The organism is Ensifer meliloti (genome assembly GCF_030064585.1).
Lineage (GTDB): Bacteria > Pseudomonadota > Alphaproteobacteria > Rhizobiales > Rhizobiaceae > Sinorhizobium > Sinorhizobium meliloti.
The window spans coordinates 1,373,231-1,395,589 of sequence record NZ_CP120365.1 but is presented as its reverse complement, the minus strand read 5'-3'; the positions used below and the strand labels follow the sequence as shown (position 1 = coordinate 1,395,589).

Genomic DNA, 22,359 nt, shown 5'->3' with positions numbered 1-22,359 from the left:
TTGGCTCCCAATGTTTTCTCAGGATGAGGGAACGGTAACATGCTTTATTTTTTTATCAAACGGTAAAATTTCCTTCCAAACCGGCGTAAAAGCCTGAAAAACCGGACCTTGCCGGCGGCAAGGTGCGGCGCACATCTCCCCCCGTTTGACAGCGCATGGAAAATAGTGGCAGCAAATCAAGGGAAGGGAGCAGTCGATGGCACGCAAGGCGGAAAGCAGCAACAGGCTGGACGACGCAGCCCGCGCAGGCTGGCTCTATTATGTCGCCGGCCGTACGCAGGACGAGATTGCGTCGGTGATGGGAATTTCCCGGCAATCGGCACAACGCCTCGTGTCGCTTGCCATGGCCGAGCGGCTGATCAAGGTGCGCCTGGACCATCCGATCGCCGCCTGCCTCGAAATGGCGGCGCGTCTCAAGGAAAAATACGATCTCAAGCATGTCGACGTCGTCCCGAGCGATCCAGGTTCCGATTCGACCACCGTGGGCATCGCCGAGGCCGGGGCGGCGGAAATCGAGCGATGGCTGAAATCGGCCGAGCCCGTGGTGCTGGCGATCGGCACGGGCCGGACGCTGAAGGCGACCATCGACCAGCTGCCATCGATGGAATGCCCGCAGCACCGTATCGTTTCGCTCACCGGCAATATCCGGCTCGACGGGTCGGCCGCCTATTACAACGTCATCTTCAGCATGGCGGACACGATCAAGGCGCGGCATTTTCCCATGCCCTTGCCGGTTCTCGTCTCCTCGCCGGAAGAGCGGGAAGTCCTGCACAAGCAGAGCCTGGTGCAGATCGCCCTGGAACTCGGCGCCGAGGCGGACGCTGCCTTCGTGGGCGTCGGCGAACTCGGGCCCGACGCGCCGCTTTGCGAAGACGGGTTCCTGGCGCGCGATGAAATGGCACGGCTGATGGCGGCGGGCGCTGCCGGCGAAATCTGCGGTTGGATGTTCGACCACGAAGGCGTGCTCCTGCCCGACAGCATCAATGAGCGCGTCGCCTCGGTTCCGCTGCCGCCGCGCGACCGCGCGTCGGTCATCGGCATCGCCAAGGGCAGGCGCAAACACGAGGCGCTGCGCGCCGCACTCAAGGGCAGGATCATCAACGGTCTCGTCACCGATGAGGCTACGGCCGACTATCTGCTCCGGGTCTAGATCGCGCAGCCGGTCGCGGGACCGCGGCATCGACGCGCTTCTCCCGAAATCTCCGTAAAAAATGCGAAGCTAAAACATCTTCTTAGCCGCTCCCGCGCATCGCGGCGACAAATGCGGATTGACATTTCAGCTCAATCGGTGAGTAATTGCTCACGAGCAAGGCAAATGCTCAATTTCTTCTGGGAGGAAGTCGATGAATTTGAGAACTTTCCTGCTGGGCACGTGCTCGGCAGTTGCTCTGGCGGGTCTGGCCCAAGCGGAGACCCTGACCATTGCCACCGTGAACAACGGCGACATGATCCGGATGCAGAAGCTGACGGACGATTTCACGTCGAAAAATCCGGACATCCAGCTTGAGTGGGTCACTCTCGAGGAAAACGTGCTACGCCAGCGCGTCACGACCGACATCGCGACCAAGGGCGGTCAGTACGACATCATGACGATCGGCACCTATGAGGTGCCGATCTGGGCGAAGCAGGGCTGGCTCCTGCCGCTCGACGATCTCGGTCCCGAATACGACGTCGACGACCTTCTGCCGGCGATCCGCAGCGGCCTGACCATCGACGGCAAGCTCTATGCAGCACCGTTCTACGGCGAGAGCTCGATGGTCATGTACCGCAAGGACCTGTTCGAGAAGGCCGGTCTGACCATGCCCGATGCGCCGACCTGGGATTTCATCGCCGATGCGGCCCGCAAGATCACCGACAAGGGCAACGAGATCTACGGTATCTGCCTGCGCGGCAAGGCCGGCTGGGGCGAGAACATGGCTTTCCTGACGGCCACCGCAAACGCCTTCGGCGCCCGCTGGTTCGACGAGAACTGGAAGCCGCAGTTCGATCAGCCGGAATGGAAGAACGCACTCGACTTCTACGTCAAGCTGATGAATGACGCAGGCCCGCCCGGCGCCTCGTCCAACGGCTTCAACGAGAACCTGTCGCTGTTCCAGACCGGCAAGTGCGGCATGTGGATCGACGCGACCGTCGCCGCCTCCTTCGTGACCAATCCGAAGGAGTCGACCGTCGCCGACAAGGTCGGTTTCGCGCTCGCTCCAGACACCGGCCTCGGCAAGCGCGGCAACTGGCTCTGGGCCTGGAACCTCGCCATTCCGGCAGGATCGCAGAAGGCCGAGTCGGCGCAGAAGTTCATCGCCTGGGCGACGGGCAAGGATTATCTGAAGCTCGTTGCCGAGAAGGAAGGCTGGGCGAACGTTCCTCCCGGTACCCGCACCTCGCTCTATGAGAACCCGGAGTACCAGAAGGCGGCGCCCTTCGCGAAGATGACCCTGGACTCGATCAATGCCGCCGACCCCAAGAACCCGGCGGTGAAGCCGGTGCCCTATGTCGGCGTCCAGTTCGTGGCGATCCCGGAATTCCAGGGCCTCGGCACGGCGGTCGGGCAGGTGTTCTCGGCGGCCCTGGCCGGTCAGATGAGCGTGGATCAGGCGCTTGCCAGCGCGCAGCAGCTGTCGACCCGCGAAATGACCAAGGCCGGCTACATCAAGTGAGTTCCCAAGGAGCCGGAGCGTCTGCTGGAAACAGTGAACGCTCCGGCTACCTCCAGAGCGGGACGGGGAAAGGGGCAAACCCGCCTTCGATCCGCGTTCCGCTCTGACTTTTCCGATTCATGGCGCGCGTTCGCATGGCGATACGCTTGCCGTTTTTGAAGAACCGCGTCGACTTCACACGGGGGACGCCATGGCGACCTTGCACACCCGCTCCGCCGCGCGACTGATGATCGCGCCCTCGGTGCTCCTGCTCCTGGCCTGGATGATCGTGCCGCTGGCCATGACGATCTATTTCTCGCTGCTGCGCTACAACCTGCTGATGCCGGGAATGGAGGAGTTCGCGGGGCTTACGAATTACACCTATTTCCTCACCGACCCGGCCTTCTTCCAGGCGATATTCAACACGCTCGCCATCGTTCTCGGCGTGCTCTTCATCACCGTGGTCGGCGGCATCGGGCTGGCGCTTCTTCTCGACCAGCCGATGTTCGGGCAGGGGATCGTGCGCATCCTGGTGATCGCGCCCTTCCTCATCATGCCGACGGTGGCGGCGCTGGTCTGGAAGAACATGTTCATGAATCCCGTGAATGGGCTTTTCGCCTGGCTTGCCAAGCTTCTCGGATTGCAGCCCTTCGATTTTCTTGCCAATGCGCCGCTTCTCTCGATCATTCTGATCGTCGCCTGGCAATGGCTGCCTTTCGCCACGCTCATCCTGCTGACGGCGCTGCAGTCGCTCGACGAGGAGCAGAAGGAAGCCGCACAGATGGACGGCGCAGGCGCGGTAAGCCGCTTCATCTATCTCGTCCTGCCGCATCTCTCACGGGCGATCACGGTGGTCATCCTGATCCAGACGATCTTCCTGCTGTCGGTCTTCGCCGAGATCCTCGTCACCACCAATGGCGGTCCGGGTACGCAGAGCACGAATCTCACATTCCTGGTCTACGCCCAAGCCCTTCTGCAGTTCGATGTGGGCGGCGCCTCGGCGGGCGGGATCATCGCGGTCATCCTCGCCAACATCGTCGCATTCTTCCTGATGCGCATGATCGGCAAGACGCTGGAGGCTTGAGACCCATGGCACGCAACGTCTCTACCGGGCGCAAGCTCATCACGACCGTGGTGGCCTGGACGATCGGAATCCTGATCTTCTTTCCGATCCTCTGGACCTTCCTGACGAGCTTCAAGACGGAAGCCCAGGCGATCGCCTCTCCGCCGGTCTTCCTCTTCTTCGACTGGACGACCGAGAACTATTCCGAGGTGCAGAGCCGGTCGGATTACCTGAAGCACTTCATGAATTCGGTGATCGTATCCTTCGGCTCGACCCTGCTCGGCCTGTTGATCGCGATCCCGTCGGCCTGGGCGATGGCGTTCTCGCCGACGAAGCGCACCAAGGATGTGCTGATGTGGATGCTCTCCACCAAGATGATGCCGCCGGTCGGCGTGCTGGTGCCGATGTATCTGATATTCCGCAACTGGGGACTGCTCGACACGCGCACAGGGCTCGTGATCGTGCTGACGCTGATCAATCTGCCGATCATCATCTGGATGCTCTACACCTATTTCAAGGAGATCCCCGGCGAGATCCTCGAAGCGGCGCGCATGGACGGCGCCTCGCTCTCCAAGGAGATCATCTATGTGCTGACGCCGATGGCGATCCCCGGCATCGCCTCGACGCTGCTGCTCAACATCATCCTTGCCTGGAACGAAGCGTTCTGGACCTTGAATCTGAGCGCCGCGAAAGCCGCGCCGCTCACCGCGTTCATCGCCTCCTATTCGAGCCCGGAGGGTCTCTTCTACGCCAAGCTGTCTGCGGCCTCCACGATGGCGATCGCACCCATCCTCATTCTCGGCTGGTTCTCGCAAAAACAGCTCGTGCGCGGCCTCACTTTCGGCGCAGTCAAATAAGGCCGACGCGGTTCAAATAAGGGTAAGACCATGGGAAGCATCACTCTCAAGAACGTATCGAAGGTCTTCGGCGCCCACGCCGTCATCCCCTCGATAGACCTCGATATCACCGACGGCGAGTTTGTCGTCTTCGTCGGCCCCTCGGGCTGCGGCAAGTCCACGCTTCTGAGGCTGATCGCGGGACTGGAGGACGTCAGCGATGGCGAGATCGTCATCGACGGCCGGAACGCCACCGAGCTGCCGCCGGCAAGGCGCGGGCTTTCGATGGTGTTCCAGTCCTACGCGCTCTATCCGCATATGAGCGTGCGCTCCAACATCGCCTTTCCGCTGAAGATGGCGGGTGAGGACAAGGCCTCGATCGACAAGAAGGTCGAGGACGCGGCGCGCGTCCTGAACCTCACCGACTATCTCGACCGCAAGCCCCGCCAGCTTTCCGGCGGCCAGCGCCAGCGCGTCGCGATCGGCCGGGCGATCGTCCGCCAGCCGGAAGCCTTCCTTTTCGACGAGCCGCTGTCTAACCTCGACGCCGCGCTGCGGGTCAACATGCGACTGGAGATCAGCCAGCTTCACCAGCAACTGAAGACGACGATGGTCTATGTGACGCACGACCAGGTGGAGGCCATGACCATGGCCGACAAGATCGTCGTGCTCAACCGCGGCCGCATCGAGCAGGTGGGCTCGCCCCTCGACCTCTACCGCAGGCCAGACAATCTCTTCGTCGCCGGTTTCATCGGGTCGCCGAAGATGAATTTCGTCACCGGTGCGCCGGCCGCGGCCCATCAGGCCCACACGATCGGCATCCGCCCGGAGCATATTGCCCTTTCGAAGGATCAGGGCACATGGCGGGGCACGGTGGGAGTGGCCGAGCATCTCGGCTCGGACACCTTCCTGCACGTGAACGCCGACGGCATCGGTACTTTGACGGCGCGCGTCGGCGGCGACTTCGCGGTGACCCATGGCGATCAGGTCTACCTGACGCCCGATGCTGAGCGCCTCCACAGGTTCGATGAAAAGGGACTGGCAATTCGATGAAACGTCTTGAAGGAAAGAGCGCGCTGATCACCGGATCGGCGCGGGGTATCGGCCGCGCTTTTGCCGAAGCCTACGTGCGCGAGGGCGCCACGGTCGCCATCGCCGACATCGATATCGAGCGGGCGAGACAGGCGGCGGCGGAGATCGGGCCCGCGGCCTATGCGGTCCAAATGGATGTGACCCGGCAGGACTCCATCGACGCCGCGATCGCCGCGACTGTCGAACATGCCGGCGGGCTAGACATCCTCGTCAACAATGCCGCGCTCTTCGACCTCGCGCCGATCGTCGAGATCACCCGCGAGAGCTACGAAAAACTGTTCGCGATCAATGTCGCCGGCACGCTCTTCACGTTGCAGGCGGCCGCCAGGCAGATGATCGCGCAGGGCAGGGGCGGCAAGATCATCAACATGGCGAGCCAGGCGGGCAGGCGCGGGGAAGCTCTGGTGGCGATCTATTGCGCCACGAAGGCTGCAGTCATCAGCCTAACCCAGTCGGCCGGTCTCGATCTCATCAAGCACCGCATCAACGTCAACGCCATCGCTCCCGGCGTCGTCGACGGTGAGCACTGGGACGGCGTCGACGCGCTTTTCGCCAGATACGAGAACCGTCCGCGCGGCGAGAAGAAGCGGTTGGTGGGCGAGGCCGTTCCCTTCGGGCGCATGGGTACCGCAGAGGACCTGACCGGCATGGCGATCTTCCTCGCCTCGGCGGAAAGCGACTACATCGTCTCGCAGACCTATAACGTCGATGGCGGCAACTGGATGAGCTGAGGCTCGTTCGCGAAAGGATTGAAAGGATGGCGACCAAACTCTCCCTTGCCGCGCTCGACGCGGTCAAAGCCAGGGCCGGCGTCCCGAACTACGGCCGGCATGACCTTCGGGCCGGCATCGTGCACTTCGGCGTCGGCAATTTCCATCGCGCGCATCAGGCGGTCTATCTCGATGACCTTTTCAACCTGGGACGCGATCGCGATTGGGCGATCATCGGCGCGGGTGTCCTGCCATCGGACAAGGTCATGCGCGACAAGCTCGAAGCGCAGGATTTCCTGACGACGGTGGTCGAGCAGGACAACAACCGCACGGGCGCGCATGTCACGGGCGCCATGATCGCCTACCTCGAGCCCGGCGACACGCCCGCGATCGTGGCGCAGCTCGCGAGCCCGCTCATCCGCATCGTCTCCCTGACGATCACCGAAGGCGGCTATTTCATCGATCCGGCATCCGGCGTCTTCGACCCGGCGCATCCGGCGATCGTCGAGGATGCGCGCGATCCGGCGGCTCCAAAAACCGTCTTCGGCCTCATCCTGGCAGGGCTCGCCGAACGCCGCGCCAAGGGTATTCCGCCGTTCACGATCATGTCCTGCGACAATATTCCTGGAAACGGGGAGGTCACCCAGGCTGCCGTTTCCGGTCTGGCGCGCCTTTCCGATCCAGGCTTTGCGGACTGGATCGATGCCAATGTCGCCTTTCCGAACGGCATGGTCGATCGCATCACGCCGGCGACCGGTGCCCGCGAGATCGGCATCGTCGCCTCGCAATACGGAATCGACGATGCCTGGCCGGTCTTTTGCGAGGAATTCAAGCAATGGGTGCTGGAAGACCGCTTCCCGCAAGGCCGCCCGGCGCTGGAAGAGGTGGGCGTTCAGTTCGTGCCCGACGTGGCGCCGTACGAGCATATGAAGATCCGTATCCTCAACGGCGGCCATGCGGCGATCGCCTATCCGGCGGCACTGCTCGACATCCATTTCGTTCATGAGGCGATGGAGGAGCCGTTGATCGGCGCCTTCCTGGCAAAGCTGGAGCACGACGAGATCATCCCGGTGATCCCGCCCGTTCCGGACACGGATCTGAAGGACTATTACAAGCTCATCGAGACGCGTTTCTCCAATCCGAAGATCGGCGACACGGTCGCGCGGCTGGCGCAGGACGGCTCTAACCGACAGCCGAAATTCATCCTGCCGTCGACGGCCGACCGCTTGCGCCGCGGCGAAGACGTCGTCGGGTTGTCGCTCGTTTCGGCGCTGTGGTGCCGCTATTTCGCCGGCAAGTCGGACAGCGGCAAGGAGATCGTTTTCAACGACGCCAACGCCGACCGGCTGCATGCCGCCGCGGTTGCAGCGAAGGACGATCCAATGGCGTTCCTTGCGCTTTCCGACATCTTCGGCGATGTCGCGCAATCCGATCTCTTCCGCCGCCGTTTCGCTCACGCGTTGAAAGTGCTTTGGGAAAAGGGTACGCGTGCCACGCTCCAGCTTTATCTGGACGGAAACCTCGGGGAATGACGATGGTGGGGCACGCCTCCAGGCTGGTGATTTTCGATTGTGACGGCGTATTGGTGGACAGCGAACCGATTTCGCTCGGGGTCCTCGTCGACGCGCTCGCGGCTGCCGGCGTTTCGATGACGGCGGAGGAGGCGAGCGAGCGCTTCCTCGGCCGCAGCTTGAAGACCATGTCGACGATCCTGCACGAAGAACACGGACTTGCGACCGACGAGGTATTTCTCGAAGGCATGCGGACCCGGCTCTATGCACGGTTTCGCGAGGAACTGAGGCCGATCGCCCGCATACGCGAGGCGGTGGAAGGCCTGGGCACCGCCCATTGCGTGGCTTCGTCGAGCCAGCCGGAGCGCATCCGCCTCTCGCTGACCGTGACGGGGCTCATCGATCTCTTCGAGCCGAACATCTTCAGCGCCAGCATGGTGGCGCGCGGCAAGCCGGCGCCCGACCTTTTCCTGCATGCAAGCGCGGAGATGGGCTATCACCCGTCCGATTGCATCGTCATCGAGGACAGCCCGGCCGGCATCGAGGCGGCAAAGTCCGCCGGCATGCGCGTCTTCGCCTTCGCGGGGGGCAGCCACGCACGAAACGACCGCCACCGGCGGACGCTCGCCAGCCTCGAACCCGACGTGCTGTTTGACGACATGGGCGAATTGATACAGTTTGTCCGGCAATAGGGAGAGCAGGACGGGGCGGTTTTGCGGCCGCGTCGTCCCGCTCGGCGAAAATCCATCATTTTTCGGGACGGGGGCATCCATTGATGCGCGAATATGTCGTGGCGGTCGATATCGGAACCGGCAGCGCCCGCGCCGGCGTCTTCGATCGGCGAGGTAAGCTCCTGGCGCGGGCCGATCGGACGATTGCAATGAACCGTCCGGAGGAAAACCACGCCGAGCACGATTCAGAGGACATCTGGGCTGCGGTCTGCGGTGCCGTCAGATCGGCGCGCGAGAAGGCCGCTGTGCCGGCCGAGAGCATCGCGGCGATCGGCTTCGACGCCACCTGTTCGCTCGTCGTGCGCGATCGCGACGGCGCGCCGCTTTCGGTCAACCGTCAGGGGGAGGCACGCTGGGACACCATCGTCTGGCTAGACCACCGGGCGTTGGCGGAAGCCGATTTCTGTACGGCGACCAAGCATCCCGTTCTCGATCATTCTGGGCGGGTGATGTCGCCCGAAATGGAAATGCCGAAGCTGATGTGGCTGAAGCGCAACCTTCCGCAGCAATGGGAACGGGCGGGGTATTTCTTCGACCTCGCGGACTACATGTCCTGGCGGTCGACCGGGAGTACGGCCCGCTCGCGCTGTACGCTGACGGCAAAATGGAACTATCTCGCCCACGAGAGACGCGGCTGGCAGCAGGATTACCTGGAGCAGATCGGTCTTGAGGACCTCCTCGAACGTGGTGGATTGCCCGAAGAGACTTTGCCGGTGGAGCGCGCCGTCGGTCGCCTGAGCGCGAGCGCGGCGGAGGAGCTCGGGCTCGACACCGGATGCCAGGTCGCGCCGGGGCTGATCGATGCCTATGCCGGGGCGCTCGGCGTGCTCGGCGGCTTCGCGGACGCGCCGGCGAAGCTGGAGCGCCAGCTGGCACTGATCGGCGGAACTTCGAGCTGCATCGTCGCCTTTTCCAAGGACATGAAGCCGGGTTTCGGCATGTGGGGGCCCTATTTCGAGGCGGTCTTGCCCGGGCTCTGGCTCATCGAAGGCGGTCAGTCGGCGACCGGAGCGCTGCTCGATCATATCGTGCGGCTGCACGGAGGCGGACTGCCGCCGACGACCGAAACGCATGCGAAGATCATCGAGCGCGTGCAGGAAATGCGCGCGGTTCATGGCGTCGACTTTGCCCAGCGCCTTCACGTGCTCCCGGATTTCCACGGCAACCGGTCGCCGCTTGCCGATCCGCATGCACTCGGCGTCATCAGCGGGCTGCCGCTCGACTCCTCCTTCGATGCGCTGTGCCGGCTCTATTGGCGAACCTGCGTCGCGATCGCGCTCGGGATTCGCCACATCCTCGAGATGATGAAGGAAGCGGGCTACGAACTCGACACGCTTCACGTGACCGGCGGGCATGTACGCAACCCCCTGCTGATGGAGCTTTATTGCGACGTCACCGGCTGCCGGGTCGTCGCACCCCAGGCGCCAGACGCCGTTCTCCTCGGCACGGCAATGACGGCGGCCGTCGCCGGCGAGCTCTATCCGGACCTTGCCAGCGCCGGACCGGCGATGTCGTCGGCTGGAACGGAACGGCTCCCCGACCCGGCGCTGCGCCGCATCTACGACCGGGATTATCGGCGCTTCCTCGCGCTCTATCGCCATCGCGAGGAACTGGAGGCGATGGAGTGAACTGAGATGCGGGAAGGTGCAGATTTTCATCTGCAGATCTTGCCGATTGTCCGCGGAACCTTTTTTCGCCTCGTGCATTATGGCGATAACCGGACGGTGACGCACATCGCCCCCAATGTGACGTCGGAGGCATACCGCCGGTTGCCAACTCACATCCCCCCTCAGTGAGTTGCCAAAGCTCAGCCAGTGCCCTTCCCTCGGCACTGGCTGTTTTGCTTCGGGGTATGATCGCCGAGCGTGTTTGGGTTGTTGACGGTGGTTGCCATTGAACCTCATTCCTGTGACGAGCACAGGGATGAGGGTGAAAGCGACAGTTGCAGGGTATAGGGGAAGCTTGCGAGGCGATCCAGGGCCGATCGGCTCTGGATCACGCGCTTCGAATTCAGGCGGCTGCCTTTGTCGTCTCGTTGAAGAACAGCGCCTGGCTGATCAGGGCCTTCACCATTTCCGGATTGAAAGGCTTGGTGACGAGGAACGTGGGCTCGGGACGTTCACCCGTCAGGAGACGCTCCGGGAAGGCGGTGATGAAAATCACCGGAACGGCGGCCGTCTTCAGGATTTCGTTGACGGCATCGATTCCCGAGCTGCCGTCCGCGAGCTGGATGTCTGCGAGCACCATGTTCGGCTTCGTCGTCTCGTAGAGGGCGATCGCTTCGTCCTTGGTGCGTGCGATCCCGGTCACGCTGTGGCCGAGGCTTTCGACCATTTGCTCGATGTCGATCGCGATCAGCGGCTCGTCCTCGATGATCATGATCTCGGTTGCAACCTGACGGGAAATTTCCTGGGATGCGCGGTCGAGAAGTGCGGCCAGCTTGGCGGCGTCTACATCGAGTACTTCGGCGGCTTCCTGTGGCGTGAACGCTTCGACCGATACGAGCAGGAACGCCTGGCGTGCGAGCGGCGAGACCGCCGCGAGGTTGACGGATGCGCGCTGTTCCCAGGCAAAGGGCGATACCGGCTCCGGCACGAGGACGGAAGACGAGCCGAACATGGATGTGAAGAGACGGAACAACGCTACCCTGTCGCTGCTTGCTTCCGGAAAGATCGACGTGTCCGCGATAAGTGCCTCGAGCACGGCCGCGACATAGGCATCTCCAGAGGTCTGCGACCCGGTCAGGGCACGTGAATAGCGGCGCAGATAAGGAAGAAATGGAGCAATACGGGTGGACAATGTCATTCAGGGACTCCCTCGATCCATGGCGAAATATCGTTGCGGAAACGTTTCTCCGAAAAAATGGTTCCGCTTCGGAACATTTCATTTTTCCGAGGCGTTATGGTGCAGGCGAACTTTCAAGGGCGAAATTGCAACAATGAGATATACGACAGGGGCAGGGCGGATGATCGGTAAAAGTCCGTCCTCCGACGATCCGAATGCGCAGATTGCGGTGAAGCTGAAGGCCCTCTACCAGTCGGTGCAGGAGGAAGCGATACCGGCACGCTTTCTCGATCTACTGGAAAAGCTGGAAGCTGCGGAACAGCAATCGGCTCTGCAGGGCAAGGAGTAAGCGCCGGATGTCATCCGAAAACCAAGAGTTCAAGCGTGAGATGCTTGCCGCGCTGCCGAGCCTCCGCGCCTTTGCGATGTCGCTGATCGGGCGGCACGACCGGGCGGACGATCTCGTGCAGGACACGATCATGAAGGCCTGGGCCAAGCAGGATCATTTCGAGATCGGTACCAACATGAAGGCCTGGCTTTTCACGATCCTGCGCAACGAGCTTTACAGTCAGATGCGCAAGCGTGGGCGCGAGGTGCAGGACAGCGACGGCCACTTGACGGAAACGCTTGCACATCACCCGGAACAATACGGCTCGCTCGATCTGCAGGATTTCCGCCGGGCGCTCGAACAGTTGCCGCCCGATCAACGCGAAGCGATCATCCTTGTGGGGGCCTCGGGCTTCTCCTACGAGGAGGCCGCCACGATCTGCGGCTGTGCGCTTGGAACGATCAAGAGCCGCGTCAACAGGGCGCGTCAGCGGCTGCAGGAAATTCTACAGGTCAGGGGAGAAAACGACTACGGGCCTGACGAGACCTCCGCACCCATCACCTCGCGTGCCTTCGTTTCGTGAATCGATCCTGCAGCGCGGTCGTATCGGACGCGCAAGGGCCGCGGTAGCACCTCGATTTGTTGGATGTCCTTGAATCGGTAACGATTCAAGGACATATGCAGTAGAGCGGTGCCGGATAGCGGTGGCTCGGGAACGGAAGCGGGCATTCCGAGGGCTGCGTTCGATCGACGGAGCGCGGTCGCCATATTGCTCCAATTTGCTGTATGTTTTCATCCTTGGATCGGCTCCGGTCGAAGGAAACATTCAGCGGAGCCGAATTTCAGGTGCCTGCGCGAGTTTGGAGTTCAGGCCGGATGCGTGAAAAGACAGAGGCGATGCTTCCAGCGGTAGCGCAGGTGCTCGACGCGCCGGAGCGGCTCGGTGTCCTTCAGGCTGCCGTGCCGGACATGTCGGTCCCCGACGAGGATTTCGACGGGCTGGCGCGGCTTGCCGCGAGCCTTTTCGACGCGCCTATCGCTCTCGTCAGCCTGGTCGATCGCGAATGGCAATGGTTCAAGGCATGCATCGGAACGACGGAAACGCGGTCGCACGTTCGCGAGTCCTTCTGCGTTCATACGATTGCGGCAGGCGATGGCGGCCCCTTCCTCGTGCTTGATGCCTCCCGCCATCCGGCGTTCCGCCACCGCCGGGCGGTCGGCAGCCCGCCATTCGTGCGCTTTTATGCGGGCGCGCCGATTGTTCTGGACGGTCAGGCGATAGGAACCGTCGCGGTTCTCGATGTCGAGCCCCGGTCCGAGGTCTCGGCCAAACGGCAAAGCGAGCTGCAGCGCATCGCAGGTGTCGCCGCCTCGCTGTTCAAGCTGAAGGACGAGGCGCGCCGCCGTGCGCTCAAGGAGGCAGCGCTTTCGCGCGAGGAGCAGCGGCTCGCCATGGCGCTCGACGCGGCCAATGTCGGCAGCTGGCTCTGGGACATTCGCGCGGGTACGGTCTCCGGCAATGGCGCGATGATGCGCATGTTCGGCCTTCCGCCGGAGCGCACCGTCGGCGCCAAGGCGATTTTCTCCGCCATTCATCCCGAGGATCGCATCCCGACCTTCTCGAAGCTCCGTCAGGCGATGGCTGCCAACGAGGAATATGACGGCATGTTTCGCATGGGCACGAACGGGCGATGGCTTCTCGGCCGCGGCCGCGTGCACGACCGCGACAGCAAGGGCGCGCCGCTGAGCTTTCTCGGCATGACGATCGACGTCTCGGACCAGCAGGCGTCGGTAAACCGTACGCGGCTGTTGCTGAAGGAGCTCAACCACCGGGTCAAGAACACGCTTGCAATGCTCCAGTCGCTCGCCCGCCAGACGCTCCGGCAAACGAGTGACCCGGCCGAGTTCATGACCGCCTTTGCCGGCCGGCTTCAGGCGATTTCCGAGGCGCACGGGCTCCTTTCCGACTACGAATGGGGCACGATCCACCTTTCGGAACTGATTTCGAAACAGTTGCTGCCCTATGTCAGCGACTATTCCCAACAGGTCGAGCTGCACAAGGACGAGATCCTGCTGGGTCCCGACCAGGCCGTCGGGCTTGGACTGGTGCTGCACGAATTGGCGACGAACGCCGTAAAATACGGCGCGCTCTCGGTCCCGACGGGGAAGATCGTGCTGACCGCGCGCCGCGTGGTCGAGGACGGCGAGTCCGTGCTGCATCTCACCTGGACCGAAGTGGGCGGCCCGCCCATTCGCGAGCCGCGTCGCCGCGGTTTCGGCTCGATCCTGATCGAGCGCAGCCTGGACAAGATCATCGGGAGCTCGGTGAAAGTCGAATATCTGCCTGCGGGGGTCACGGCGTTGATCCGGCTGCCGCTTTGATGATTTGCCCCTCATCCGCCTGCCGGCACCTTCTCCCCCGCAAGCGGGGCGAAGGGGACTCGCGGCACGGTTCGCCCCTCGGTTATCAAGGAGGATGATTGGCCTGAGGCTTGTCCCTTCTCCCCGCTTGCGGCAGGGCTATCGCATATGAGCGATAAGAGAAGTGAGGAATTCGTCATCCCAGCCCGCCTTTTTAATTTTCCGGCGGATGGAGGCCTTGTCGGGGTGCGATCGCAAGAGGTTGAGAGCGATCTTGCGCAAGAACGCAATGTTCTGCGGGCCGTTGTCCTTGCGGTTTCTGGCGGCGTCCTCGTGGAAGTGGACATCCAGAACCCAATGCAGTTTGTTTTCGATTTGCCAATGGGTTCTTACAACCTCGATCAGCGCGCTCGGCGACATGGTGGTGGAGAGCAGGAAGTAGCGGACATGGCTGGTCAAATGGCCGTTGGTATGACGGCTTGTGGTCTCGACGCAGCCGATGGCCTGCAGGCCCGGAAAGTTGATATCGCCGGCAGCCACAACGCTGGCGCGGCGTGTCTCGGTGCGGTCATGGGCAGTCTCGGCTGCAATCTGGATGCTCTCGACGTGGCCGGCGTCCTCGATGCGGGCGAGCGCCTGGGCCAAGAGGCCGGGCTGGTTGGCCTTCAGTGCCAGAGCATAATCGCCGCCGGCAGCGAGGATGGCGCGGGCGGTGTCGGGCCGGCAATGCAGGGCATCGGCGGTGACGATAGAGCCCTCCAGTGCCAGCAGCGCGAGCGCATCGAGAGCCCCTTGCACCTCATTGCGGCCCGGCGCGAGCTTTTGGCCGATGACCAGACCGGGACCGGCAGCCCAGACATTGACGAAGTGGAGTGGCGTGGCCTTGGCGGCGCGCCGGTAGGCACCGCGCACCGCCTTGCCATCGATCGCTACCACCCCTTCGAGACCCTGCGCAAAGCTCGCCGTGAGACGGCGAAAGGCCGCATCAAAGGCATCCGGATCGAGATGGCGGAAGACGGTGGAGAAGGTGTCATGGCTGGGAATGCCATAGGGCAGCGGCACGATTGTCTTCAGCCATTTCTTCTTGGCAACGCCGAAATCGGCCATATCGGTACAGCTTTCCGCACCGCAGACAATCACCGCAACGGCAATGAACAGGATCGACGTCAACGGATGGCGCGCATTGCGACCGCGCGGATCTGGCAAATCTTCAAAGCAAGCGGCAAATCTACTCATCGAGACCTCCAAGGCAGCGGAGGACTTCATGAATCGATTTGCCGCAACAAAACAACCACTTATTCGCTATATGCGATTCCCCTGCCGCTTGCGGGGAGAAGGTCGCGGCAGCGGGATGAGGGGCCACCCAAGTGCGGAATTCCAAACTAACGATCGTCGCTGCGCTTGCGGCCCCGGCTCAGTCCGAGCAGCGCGGCAACGGCAATCCCGGTCGCCGCGCCCAGCAGCGGCTGCTTGCGCAGGATGCTTGTCACTGCGACGAGCGCAAGATTCGTCCGCATCGCCGAACGGCGCCGGCGTTCGTCGGCAAGCCGGCGGTCGCGGGCGTTCAGCCCGGCCATGACGCCGATGACGACTAGGGCGGTCACCACCAGGGCGGCGGTTACCGTCAGCGCTGCGGCGACGGGCGAATAGCGCGCCGAGAGAAGCAGGGCGATTGCGATCAGGGCGAAGACGTAGGCGCTGCCGAGAAGCACGGCGATGATGGCCCAGAGGACCGCATTGCGCTTATAGCGCGACGCCGCAGCGGCGGCGTCGAACGCAAGCAGGGCCGACAGGACAGTCCCGAGTGTCCCCATAAGGTAGCTCCCCTTCATACTCGGTCAACGCGATGCCTGGCAGGTCCTCATCGGCGCAGCAGAGCGGCTGCGATGAGGCCGATGACGGCTGCGGTGCCGAGTGTCGCAAGAGGATGCTCGCGTATCGTCCGACGGACCTCCCTTTCCGTATCCGCATAGCGGCCGCGCAAGTCGGAAAGCATCTGCTCGCCGCTCTCCATCAGGGCGTGCAGGTCGGTTTCGGCCTGGTCACGGGCGCCGCGCGCCTTGGCCTTTGCGTCACGCGAAGCCGCAGCGCCGCGGTCGGCAATCAGCGCCATGAGCTGCGCGATGTCTTCGCGTATTTCGTTCAGCTGATCCTCTACCGACGGGTCGATCGCGCTGCCGTTGCGCTTGCGGCTGCCCGAGCCTGAGAACATGCCTGTCGCCATTGTCTTCTCCCTCGCTGCTGTGCCGGCGCGAAACGGCCGGCATGTGATCGGTTCATGCGAATCGGCCGGCGAAGGCACACTCCCCGGCTCTTTTGTGCGCCCGATAGGACACGCGGCGGCGCGATGTACACGCCGGCATTGTAGATCAACGCATGAGGGAGGAATTTGTTTCGGTAAATCCTGACGTTGCCGCGGTGAGCTCAGCTTCACATCGTGGCGGACTGCGGCAATACGAACGGGATATCGTGTGCCGGAGCGACGCTCACCCGCATTCGGCAGCCGAAGACCGCTTCCATGGTCTCGTCGGTCAGCACGTCTTTCGGTGCTCCGCGCGCCCGGATGCGGCCGGCTTTCATCATCACGATCTGATCGGCAAACATCGATGTAAGGTTGAGATCGTGCATGACCGCGACGACACCGCCGCCGTCGGCGCAGAATTGGCGCGCAAGCCGCATGATCGTGAGCTGGTGGCGGATGTCGAGGCTCGATACCGGCTCATCGAGCAGGAGATATCGCGGTTCACCGGCTGCGACCGGGGCCGAGATCTGGCAGAGGACGCGCGCGAGCTGGACCCGCTGCTGTTCGCCGCCCGACAGCTCCTGGTAGAAGCGCCCCGAAAATCCGGCAAGATCGACGGCTTCGAGCGCCTGGTCGGCAATCCGGCCGTGGGCGGAAGCCTCGCCGCCGTTGGCCATGAGGCCGAGGCGCACGATCTCCCGAACGGTGAACGGAAAGGAAATGACGGTCGACTGCGGCAGCACGCCGCGCTTGAGCGCAAGCTCCCACGGTTTCAGGCTTGCGATGTCGCGACCGTTGATGGTGACCTTGCCGGCCAAAGGCGTGAGCTCGCCCGAGATCGCCTTCAAGGTCGTGGTCTTTCCCGATCCGTTCGGGCCGACGATTGCAGTCATTGCACCGGGGGCGGCATCGAGGGAGATGCCGTGCAGCACCTGTCTTCCGGCGAGGCGGACGGAAATATCGGATGCTCTGATCATGGCCGCAATCAAAGTCCCATGTTCGACCGGCCCCTGAGCAGCACCCAGAGAAAGAAGGGCGCACCCACGAAGGCGGTGATGATGCCGATCGGCAGTTCGGCCGGCGACACGATGGTGCGGGCGAGCATGTCGGCGAAGATCAAAAGCGTGCCGCCAAGCAGGGCTGAGGCCGGCAGCAGGTAGCGATGATCCGGGCCTATGACCAGCCGCAGGAGATGCGGAACGACGATGCCGACGAAGCCGATGCCGCCGCTGACGGCCACCGACGCGCCGGTGGCGCCGGCGACGCTGAAGACGGCAATGTTTTTCAACCGCTGGACCGGGACGCCCATGTGATAGGCAGCGGCTTCGCCGAGCGTGATGGCGTTGAGCCCGCGCGCCAGGAAAGGGACGACTGCAAGAGACACCAGGATGATCGGTCCGGCGGCGGCGATCTTGGTCCAGTTGGCGCCGGCAAGCGATCCGAGGCCCCAGAAAGTGAGATCGCGCAGTTGCTTGTCGTCCGCGATGAAGACGAGTACGCCCGTGACTGCACCGGCAAGCGCGCCCAGCGCAATGCCCGCCAGCAGCATCGTCGCGACCGACGTCTGGCCGCCGCGGGTCGCGATCCGGTAGAGCAGCAGCGTGGTGGCAAGGCCGCCGAGGAAGGCGCCGAAGGGGAGGGCATAGAAGCCGAAAACTGCGAAGAGCGGGCCAAAGGCAACGTCACCGAGCACGATCAAAAGCACCGCGCCGAGGCTTGCGCCGGAGGAAACGCCAACGAGGCCGGGATCGGCCAGCGGGTTGCGGAAGAGGCCCTGCATCACCACGCCGGAAACGGCTAGCGACGCGCCGACGAGCATTCCGAGCACGGCGCGCGGCAGGCGAATATCGAGGATGATGATGCGGTCGCGCGCGCTCATGGCCTGATCGGTCTCGCCGGAGAGCCAGCGAAAGATACTGGAAAGCGATGCATCCGCCGCGCCGGTCGTTATCGACGTCATGAACGTCGCCGCCGCAAGCACCGCCAGCACTGCGATCAGGCAACGCGCCAGGCCCGCCCGGTCTCCGCTGCGCCAGTCGCGGACGATCCGGGCGGCAAGTGCCGGCCTGCGCATCGCGCCTTCCATGGCCTCACTGCGAGGCATTGGTCTTCTTTCCGTAGATTGCGGCGTTCAGTTCGCGGATGGCACCTGCCGTGCGGGGGCCGAAGCCGAGCAGATGCAGCCCATCCATGCGGATCAGTGCCTTGTTCTTCGCAGCCGGGGTCAGGCTGAGCGCCGGAAGGGCGAAGAGTTCGTCGGGGCCTGCAGCGTGGCTCCCGCCGCGATTCATCATCAGGACTACATCGGGCTTGGCCTCGATGATCGCCTCCTCAGTCAGTGCCTTGTAGCCGGGCAGGGTGCCGACGGCGTTGACCGCGCCGGCAAGCTCGATGATGCCGGCGGCGGCGGTGCCGGTACCGGAGGCGAGAACCCTGCCGCCCTGGGTGCTTAGAATGAAGAGGACACGCTTGCGCTCGCCTTGCGGGCGAGCGGCACTGTCGGCCACGGCGGCGGCGAGATCCTTCTCCACGGATTGCGCGAGCGTTTCGGCCTTTTCCTTCACGCCGAGGAAAGCGCCGACCGCGCGGATCTTGTTGACGATGCCGTCCTTGTCATAGGTCTCGGGGACGCTGGTGAAGGGAATGTTCGCCTCTTTGAGCACAGCGAGCGCTTCCGGCGGGCCGCTGCCCTCGACGGCGACGATTGCCGTCGGATTGACTGCGAGGACGCCTTCGGGCGCCAATTGCCGCATGTAGCCGACATCCGGCAGCTTGGTTGCCGCCTCCGGGTAAACGCTGGTGGAATCGCGGCCGACGAGGCGGTTCTCCTCGCCGAGCGCATAGATGATTTCAGTAATCGCGCCGCCCACCGAGACGACGCGGGAGGTGTCCGGCTGCTCGAGCACCTCGGCCATCGCCGGGCGCAGGAAAGGCGGGGCTCCCGGCGCAAGCGAGGGCAGCACGAAGGGCGCCGACAGCGCGAAGGCCGCGAGGGCCATTTCCCAACGCCGAAGACGGCGGATAGCGAAGCCGTTCATCATTACTTCCTTTGAATCTATGCGTGTCGTCCCAAACCGCCGCCCGGTTGGGTGGCACCATCATGCCGCGACGACGGCTTCCAGACGGGGCATCTCCTCGACCAGGCTGCGCCATTCGGCCCTCTCCGAGGAACCTTCCTTCCGCTTCCCGAAAAACTGGATGATCATCTCGCCCTTGGCGTCGAGCCCTTCGAGGGAGGTCACGTGTCCGTCCGCCGTCGGCTTGCGCACGGCCCAGAGCTCGGCGATGTGGTCGGTGCGCAGATGCAGATGGAAGGTTTCGTCCATCACGTTCAGCCACGGCCCCATCGTGCCGATCTTGACGACCGGACCGGAATGAATCTGGATGACGCCGCCATTGCCGACGAAGCACATGATCGGCAGCGCCGTCTCTGCAGCACTGCGCATCATCATCTCGATGCAGGCCGTGTCGAGCCGCCAGGCGAAGTCGTCGCCGATCGCGTGCAGGGCCCGGCGCCGTCCGATATTGAGCTTGCGCAACATGCCGGGGAACTGATGCGTGTCCGTGAGCTTCGACCAGCGGTCGCGCAGCTCTGCCGTATCGACTGCGGCATCGACTGCATCGTCGGTTGCGGGCGCGCCGGCATCGGCGATGAAGTCCTGCGACTGGTCGTCCAGGCGAAGATCTTCGACCATCTTATCATAGGCGGCAAGGTTCGACTGGGGACGCAGATGAACCTTGTGGACGGCATGACCCCACTTGTCGAAGAACTGCAGGCTGCGGCGAATTTCCCCTTTCGCATCCGTCTTGGTCACGGCGAAACCATGTGCCCAGGCGCCGGGAAAGATGCGCAGGTCGATTTCGGAGCCAAGCACCAGAGCCGCGGCGTGTCCTTGCTTGATGTTCTCGTAGACGCCGACCTTTTCGTGGACGGCGCTTTCGTTGCGGGTAAGCGCAAGGACTTCGCCCAGCTCCTCGACGCGCTCGAGGAAGCGGCCGGCGCTGCTTTCGATCCGGACGGCGGTGAGGCCGCATTCGGCAGCGACGAGCGCTGCCTCCGAAATGCCGAGCTTCGCGGCGATGTCACGTTCGCGCAGCTTCGGATTCTCGGCGCGATAGGCCCGGATTTCGGACGGGGTGGGGCGCATGCTCTCAGTCATCGTCATCTCGCTACTTGTTCAGAATCAGCTTGCCCTGGCGGGTGATCTTCATCCGGTAGATCATCCCGTCGTGGGAAATGAGAATCTCGTTGTGGCCGCGGAAGAGGTCGTGGCTCTCGACGATCGGTTGCGGCCGGTTCAGCGGCGCCACGGTTTGCGGGGATCGTGGACTATCGTTGTCGTTCGGTGTCACGGTCTTGCCAATTCGCGAGTTGGAGACGAGACGAGCGCGTCATCCATTGGTCCCGCCCATTCCATTTAGTATCTTGACTTCATTACTCATATTTCTTTAAGGACGCAATACCGGAATGTTGCGGTCAACTTAAAAGCAACGCGCGCGGGGACCCAATGGACCGACGCGGACAGCGAGTGGTGTCAGGATGACTTATTTTTCCCGTTTTGCCTTTGCGGCCTGCGTAGCTCTCGTCACGGCAGGGGCAGCCCGAGCGCAGGATGCCGCCGCGCCGGCCGGCCTTGCGATCGAGCTCAACGAGATCGCGCCGTCGGAAAAAGGATGCAAGTTGACCTTCGTCGCCGGTAACGCGCTTGCTCAGTCGCTTTCGAAGGTTTCGTTCGAATTCGTGCTCTTCGATCAGAAAGGCCTGGTCGAGCGCATGGCCGTGCTCGATTTCAGGGATCTCCCCGCGGGCAAGACGAAAGTCAGGCAGTTCGATCTGCCGGGTACGAAATGCGAGGCGGTGAAGAGCGTGCTGATCAACGATGCACCGACCTGCGTCGGCGAAGGCGTCGACAAGAGCGCCTGCATGACCGACCTGAAGACCGGCTCGAAATCGGCCGTGGAACTCAAGGGCTGAGGTTCGCGTCCTCGAAATTGCCGGCGGAAGGCAAGACAGAATGAAACACATGGCGAAATGGGCGGCGGCGATCGGCCTTTCCCTACTGGCGCATGCCGGCGGGGCGATGTTGCTTGCGCCCGAAGAGGAAAAGGAGCTGGCGCTCATCGCCGGCGGCTCCACCGTGGAAGTGTCGCTGCTCGGCAATGCTTTCGAAGATACCGTCCAGGCGGGGGACCCATCCGAAGTGGTGGAGCCGGCGGAAGAGACGCCCGAGGAACTGAAGCCGACCGAAAGCGAACCGACGGAAGAGGTGGTCGAAGCCGTGGAGCCGGTGCCGACCGAGCCTGTCTCCCAGGAGCCGTCCGAGATGACGCCGACGGAAGCGGACGTCATCCTTCCCGCGGAAGAAATGCCGGCGAGCCAGGTCGAAGAATCAGACGTGATCGCAAGCATCGCTCCGGTCGAGACCGTCATTCCGCAGGAGAGACCGGACCCTGAGGAAGTCCTGAAGCCCGAAGTCGAGAAGGTTGAGCCGAAGAAGGAGCCGGCGAAGAAAAAGAAGGTCGTCCGGAAAAAGGCAGGTGAGGGCGGCACTCAGGCGAAATCGCAGAAAAAGGGCAAGGCCGACGGCGCAGAGACTGCCACGGCGGCTGCCGCCACGGGAGAAAGCCGGGGCGCCTCGCGGGAAATCGGCAATGCCGCGGTGTCGAACTATCCCGGCAAGGTCAGAAGAAAGCTGACCCGCGCTATTCGCTACCCGGCCGAGGCCAGACGGCAAGGCCTGCGTGGAGTTGCCCATGTCAGCTTTACCGTAACGTCCGGTGGTGGGGTGGCAAGGGTCGGCATAACGAAGAGCGCCGGTTCGCCCGTCCTTGATCAAGCCGCGTTGGAAACCGTGCGCCGGGCAGCACCCTTCCCAGCCATTCCCGCCGGGGCGGGGCGCGACAGATGGGAATTCAACATTCCGGTGGCCTTCACCCGGTGAAATCAGGCTGCGGAATCTGCTTCCGCGAGCAAGGAATATGCCGCGGGAGACAGACGCGAAAAATATGATTAAATCAATCATGTTTATACTTTACTCTCTCTATCAAGTTTTATAGGTTGCCTCCGT

At 63.1% G+C, this 22,359-nt stretch carries 23 protein-coding genes; 14 read left to right on the top strand and 9 right to left on the bottom strand.

The window, feature by feature from the left end:
- The first annotated feature begins 196 nt into the window (after window positions 1-196).
- The 9 genes from PZL22_RS13875 (at window position 197) to PZL22_RS13835 (ending at window position 10,204) form a co-directional block, all read left to right on the top strand.
- Window positions 197-1,150: a sugar-binding transcriptional regulator gene (locus PZL22_RS13875; RefSeq protein WP_003525579.1), complete on the top strand. Its 954-nt coding sequence runs from the start codon at window positions 197-199 to the stop codon at window positions 1,148-1,150.
- 193 nt (window positions 1,151-1,343) lie between these two features.
- Window positions 1,344-2,654, top strand: a complete 1,311-nt coding sequence (locus PZL22_RS13870; RefSeq protein ID WP_003525578.1) for an ABC transporter substrate-binding protein — start codon at window positions 1,344-1,346, stop codon at window positions 2,652-2,654.
- Window positions 2,655-2,844: 190 nt separating this feature from the next.
- A complete protein-coding gene (locus PZL22_RS13865; protein ID WP_003525576.1) occupies window positions 2,845-3,717 on the top strand; it encodes a carbohydrate ABC transporter permease in 873 nt (290 codons plus the stop codon).
- Window positions 3,718-3,722: 5 nt separating this feature from the next.
- Complete coding sequence (locus PZL22_RS13860; protein ID WP_003525575.1) at window positions 3,723-4,553, top strand: carbohydrate ABC transporter permease; 831 nt, start codon at window positions 3,723-3,725, stop codon at window positions 4,551-4,553.
- 30 nt (window positions 4,554-4,583) lie between these two features.
- Window positions 4,584-5,585 (top strand): ABC transporter ATP-binding protein, encoded by a 1,002-nt coding sequence (locus tag PZL22_RS13855; protein WP_003525573.1) that lies wholly within the window; start codon window positions 4,584-4,586, stop codon window positions 5,583-5,585.
- Window positions 5,582-6,355: an L-iditol 2-dehydrogenase gene (locus PZL22_RS13850; RefSeq protein ID WP_003525570.1), complete on the top strand. Its 774-nt coding sequence runs from the start codon at window positions 5,582-5,584 to the stop codon at window positions 6,353-6,355. The genes PZL22_RS13855 and PZL22_RS13850 overlap by 4 nt, the downstream gene beginning before the upstream one ends.
- Before the next feature lie 26 nt (window positions 6,356-6,381).
- The gene (locus PZL22_RS13845; RefSeq protein ID WP_003525569.1) at window positions 6,382-7,866 is read left to right on the top strand and encodes a mannitol dehydrogenase family protein; all 1,485 of its coding nucleotides are present in this window, start codon (window positions 6,382-6,384) and stop codon (window positions 7,864-7,866) included.
- Window positions 7,863-8,537 (top strand): HAD family hydrolase, encoded by a 675-nt coding sequence (locus PZL22_RS13840; protein WP_003525568.1) that lies wholly within the window; start codon window positions 7,863-7,865, stop codon window positions 8,535-8,537. Before PZL22_RS13845 ends, PZL22_RS13840 begins: the two co-directional genes overlap by 4 nt.
- Before the next feature lie 83 nt (window positions 8,538-8,620).
- A complete protein-coding gene (locus PZL22_RS13835; protein ID WP_003525567.1) occupies window positions 8,621-10,204 on the top strand; it encodes an FGGY-family carbohydrate kinase in 1,584 nt (527 codons plus the stop codon).
- Window positions 10,205-10,586: 382 nt separating this feature from the next.
- On the opposite strand, the gene rsiB1 is transcribed toward PZL22_RS13835, so the two are convergent.
- A complete protein-coding gene (rsiB1, locus tag PZL22_RS13830) occupies window positions 10,587-11,381 on the bottom strand; it encodes a PhyR-type response regulator RsiB1 (protein WP_003525566.1) in 795 nt (264 codons plus the stop codon).
- Window positions 11,382-11,541: 160 nt separating this feature from the next.
- On the opposite strand from rsiB1, the gene rsiA1 reads away from it, so the two are divergent.
- From rsiA1 to PZL22_RS13815, 3 genes are all read left to right on the top strand, one after another.
- On the top strand, window positions 11,542-11,709 hold the full coding sequence (gene rsiA1, locus PZL22_RS13825) for an anti-sigma factor RsiA1 (RefSeq protein ID WP_003525565.1): 168 nt from the start codon (window positions 11,542-11,544) through the stop codon (window positions 11,707-11,709).
- A 7-nt stretch (window positions 11,710-11,716) separates the two neighbouring features.
- Window positions 11,717-12,271, top strand: coding sequence for an RNA polymerase sigma factor (locus PZL22_RS13820; protein WP_003525557.1), 555 nt, complete (start codon window positions 11,717-11,719; stop codon window positions 12,269-12,271).
- Window positions 12,272-12,564: 293 nt separating this feature from the next.
- On the top strand, window positions 12,565-14,070 hold the full coding sequence (locus PZL22_RS13815; protein WP_033048132.1) for a sensor histidine kinase: 1,506 nt from the start codon (window positions 12,565-12,567) through the stop codon (window positions 14,068-14,070).
- Window positions 14,071-14,208: 138 nt separating this feature from the next.
- Here PZL22_RS13815 and PZL22_RS13810 read toward each other — a convergent pair whose 3' ends face one another.
- The 8 genes from PZL22_RS13810 to hemP all read right to left on the bottom strand — a co-directional run bounded on the left by PZL22_RS13810 (window position 14,209) and on the right by hemP (window position 20,644).
- Window positions 14,209-15,285: an ISAs1-like element ISRm21 family transposase gene (locus PZL22_RS13810; RefSeq protein ID WP_284718693.1), complete on the bottom strand. Its 1,077-nt coding sequence runs from the start codon at window positions 15,283-15,285 to the stop codon at window positions 14,209-14,211.
- A 146-nt stretch (window positions 15,286-15,431) separates the two neighbouring features.
- Entirely contained in the window at window positions 15,432-15,863 is a 432-nt protein-coding gene (locus PZL22_RS13805; protein ID WP_003536372.1) for a hypothetical protein, read from the bottom strand.
- Window positions 15,864-15,910: 47 nt separating this feature from the next.
- The gene (locus tag PZL22_RS13800) at window positions 15,911-16,273 is read right to left on the bottom strand and encodes an ElaB/YgaM/YqjD family protein (protein WP_003536371.1); all 363 of its coding nucleotides are present in this window, start codon (window positions 16,271-16,273) and stop codon (window positions 15,911-15,913) included.
- 206 nt (window positions 16,274-16,479) lie between these two features.
- Window positions 16,480-17,268: a heme ABC transporter ATP-binding protein gene (locus PZL22_RS13795; protein ID WP_003536369.1), complete on the bottom strand. Its 789-nt coding sequence runs from the start codon at window positions 17,266-17,268 to the stop codon at window positions 16,480-16,482.
- Window positions 17,269-17,276: 8 nt separating this feature from the next.
- Complete coding sequence (locus tag PZL22_RS13790; RefSeq protein WP_013844765.1) at window positions 17,277-18,395, bottom strand: FecCD family ABC transporter permease; 1,119 nt, start codon at window positions 18,393-18,395, stop codon at window positions 17,277-17,279.
- The gene (locus PZL22_RS13785; RefSeq protein ID WP_003536366.1) at window positions 18,382-19,332 is read right to left on the bottom strand and encodes a heme/hemin ABC transporter substrate-binding protein; all 951 of its coding nucleotides are present in this window, start codon (window positions 19,330-19,332) and stop codon (window positions 18,382-18,384) included. Before PZL22_RS13785 ends, PZL22_RS13790 begins: the two co-directional genes overlap by 14 nt.
- A gap of 57 nt (window positions 19,333-19,389) precedes the next feature.
- Complete coding sequence (locus PZL22_RS13780; protein WP_003536365.1) at window positions 19,390-20,451, bottom strand: hemin-degrading factor; 1,062 nt, start codon at window positions 20,449-20,451, stop codon at window positions 19,390-19,392.
- Window positions 20,452-20,461: 10 nt separating this feature from the next.
- Complete coding sequence (gene hemP, locus PZL22_RS13775) at window positions 20,462-20,644, bottom strand: hemin uptake protein HemP (protein WP_324280299.1); 183 nt, start codon at window positions 20,642-20,644, stop codon at window positions 20,462-20,464.
- 187 nt (window positions 20,645-20,831) lie between these two features.
- Between hemP and PZL22_RS13770 the strand changes: the two genes are divergently transcribed.
- Together PZL22_RS13770 and PZL22_RS13765 are read left to right on the top strand one after the other, a co-directional pair.
- Window positions 20,832-21,266, top strand: coding sequence for a hypothetical protein (locus PZL22_RS13770; protein ID WP_003536361.1), 435 nt, complete (start codon window positions 20,832-20,834; stop codon window positions 21,264-21,266).
- Between the two features lie 40 nt (window positions 21,267-21,306).
- Window positions 21,307-22,233, top strand: a complete 927-nt coding sequence (locus tag PZL22_RS13765) for an energy transducer TonB family protein (protein ID WP_010969930.1) — start codon at window positions 21,307-21,309, stop codon at window positions 22,231-22,233.
- The last annotated feature ends 126 nt before the right edge of the window (window positions 22,234-22,359 follow it).

Coding starts and splice junctions, on each gene's coding strand:
- PZL22_RS13875 (WP_003525579.1), top strand. CDS start 197: ATGGCACGCAAGGCGGAAAGCAGCAACAGGCTGGACGACGCAGCCCGC.
- PZL22_RS13870 (WP_003525578.1), top strand. CDS start 1,344: ATGAATTTGAGAACTTTCCTGCTGGGCACGTGCTCGGCAGTTGCTCTG.
- PZL22_RS13865 (WP_003525576.1), top strand. CDS start 2,845: ATGGCGACCTTGCACACCCGCTCCGCCGCGCGACTGATGATCGCGCCC.
- PZL22_RS13860 (WP_003525575.1), top strand. CDS start 3,723: ATGGCACGCAACGTCTCTACCGGGCGCAAGCTCATCACGACCGTGGTG.
- PZL22_RS13855 (WP_003525573.1), top strand. CDS start 4,584: ATGGGAAGCATCACTCTCAAGAACGTATCGAAGGTCTTCGGCGCCCAC.
- PZL22_RS13850 (WP_003525570.1), top strand. CDS start 5,582: ATGAAACGTCTTGAAGGAAAGAGCGCGCTGATCACCGGATCGGCGCGG.
- PZL22_RS13845 (WP_003525569.1), top strand. CDS start 6,382: ATGGCGACCAAACTCTCCCTTGCCGCGCTCGACGCGGTCAAAGCCAGG.
- PZL22_RS13840 (WP_003525568.1), top strand. CDS start 7,863: ATGACGATGGTGGGGCACGCCTCCAGGCTGGTGATTTTCGATTGTGAC.
- PZL22_RS13835 (WP_003525567.1), top strand. CDS start 8,621: ATGCGCGAATATGTCGTGGCGGTCGATATCGGAACCGGCAGCGCCCGC.
- rsiB1 (WP_003525566.1), bottom strand. CDS start 11,381: ATGACATTGTCCACCCGTATTGCTCCATTTCTTCCTTATCTGCGCCGC.
- rsiA1 (WP_003525565.1), top strand. CDS start 11,542: ATGATCGGTAAAAGTCCGTCCTCCGACGATCCGAATGCGCAGATTGCG.
- PZL22_RS13820 (WP_003525557.1), top strand. CDS start 11,717: ATGTCATCCGAAAACCAAGAGTTCAAGCGTGAGATGCTTGCCGCGCTG.
- PZL22_RS13815 (WP_033048132.1), top strand. CDS start 12,565: ATGCGTGAAAAGACAGAGGCGATGCTTCCAGCGGTAGCGCAGGTGCTC.
- PZL22_RS13810 (WP_284718693.1), bottom strand. CDS start 15,285: ATGAGTAGATTTGCCGCTTGCTTTGAAGATTTGCCAGATCCGCGCGGT.
- PZL22_RS13805 (WP_003536372.1), bottom strand. CDS start 15,863: ATGGGGACACTCGGGACTGTCCTGTCGGCCCTGCTTGCGTTCGACGCC.
- PZL22_RS13800 (WP_003536371.1), bottom strand. CDS start 16,273: ATGGCGACAGGCATGTTCTCAGGCTCGGGCAGCCGCAAGCGCAACGGC.
- PZL22_RS13795 (WP_003536369.1), bottom strand. CDS start 17,268: ATGATCAGAGCATCCGATATTTCCGTCCGCCTCGCCGGAAGACAGGTG.
- PZL22_RS13790 (WP_013844765.1), bottom strand. CDS start 18,395: ATGCCTCGCAGTGAGGCCATGGAAGGCGCGATGCGCAGGCCGGCACTT.
- PZL22_RS13785 (WP_003536366.1), bottom strand. CDS start 19,332: ATGATGAACGGCTTCGCTATCCGCCGTCTTCGGCGTTGGGAAATGGCC.
- PZL22_RS13780 (WP_003536365.1), bottom strand. CDS start 20,451: ATGACTGAGAGCATGCGCCCCACCCCGTCCGAAATCCGGGCCTATCGC.
- PZL22_RS13770 (WP_003536361.1), top strand. CDS start 20,832: ATGACTTATTTTTCCCGTTTTGCCTTTGCGGCCTGCGTAGCTCTCGTC.
- PZL22_RS13765 (WP_010969930.1), top strand. CDS start 21,307: ATGAAACACATGGCGAAATGGGCGGCGGCGATCGGCCTTTCCCTACTG.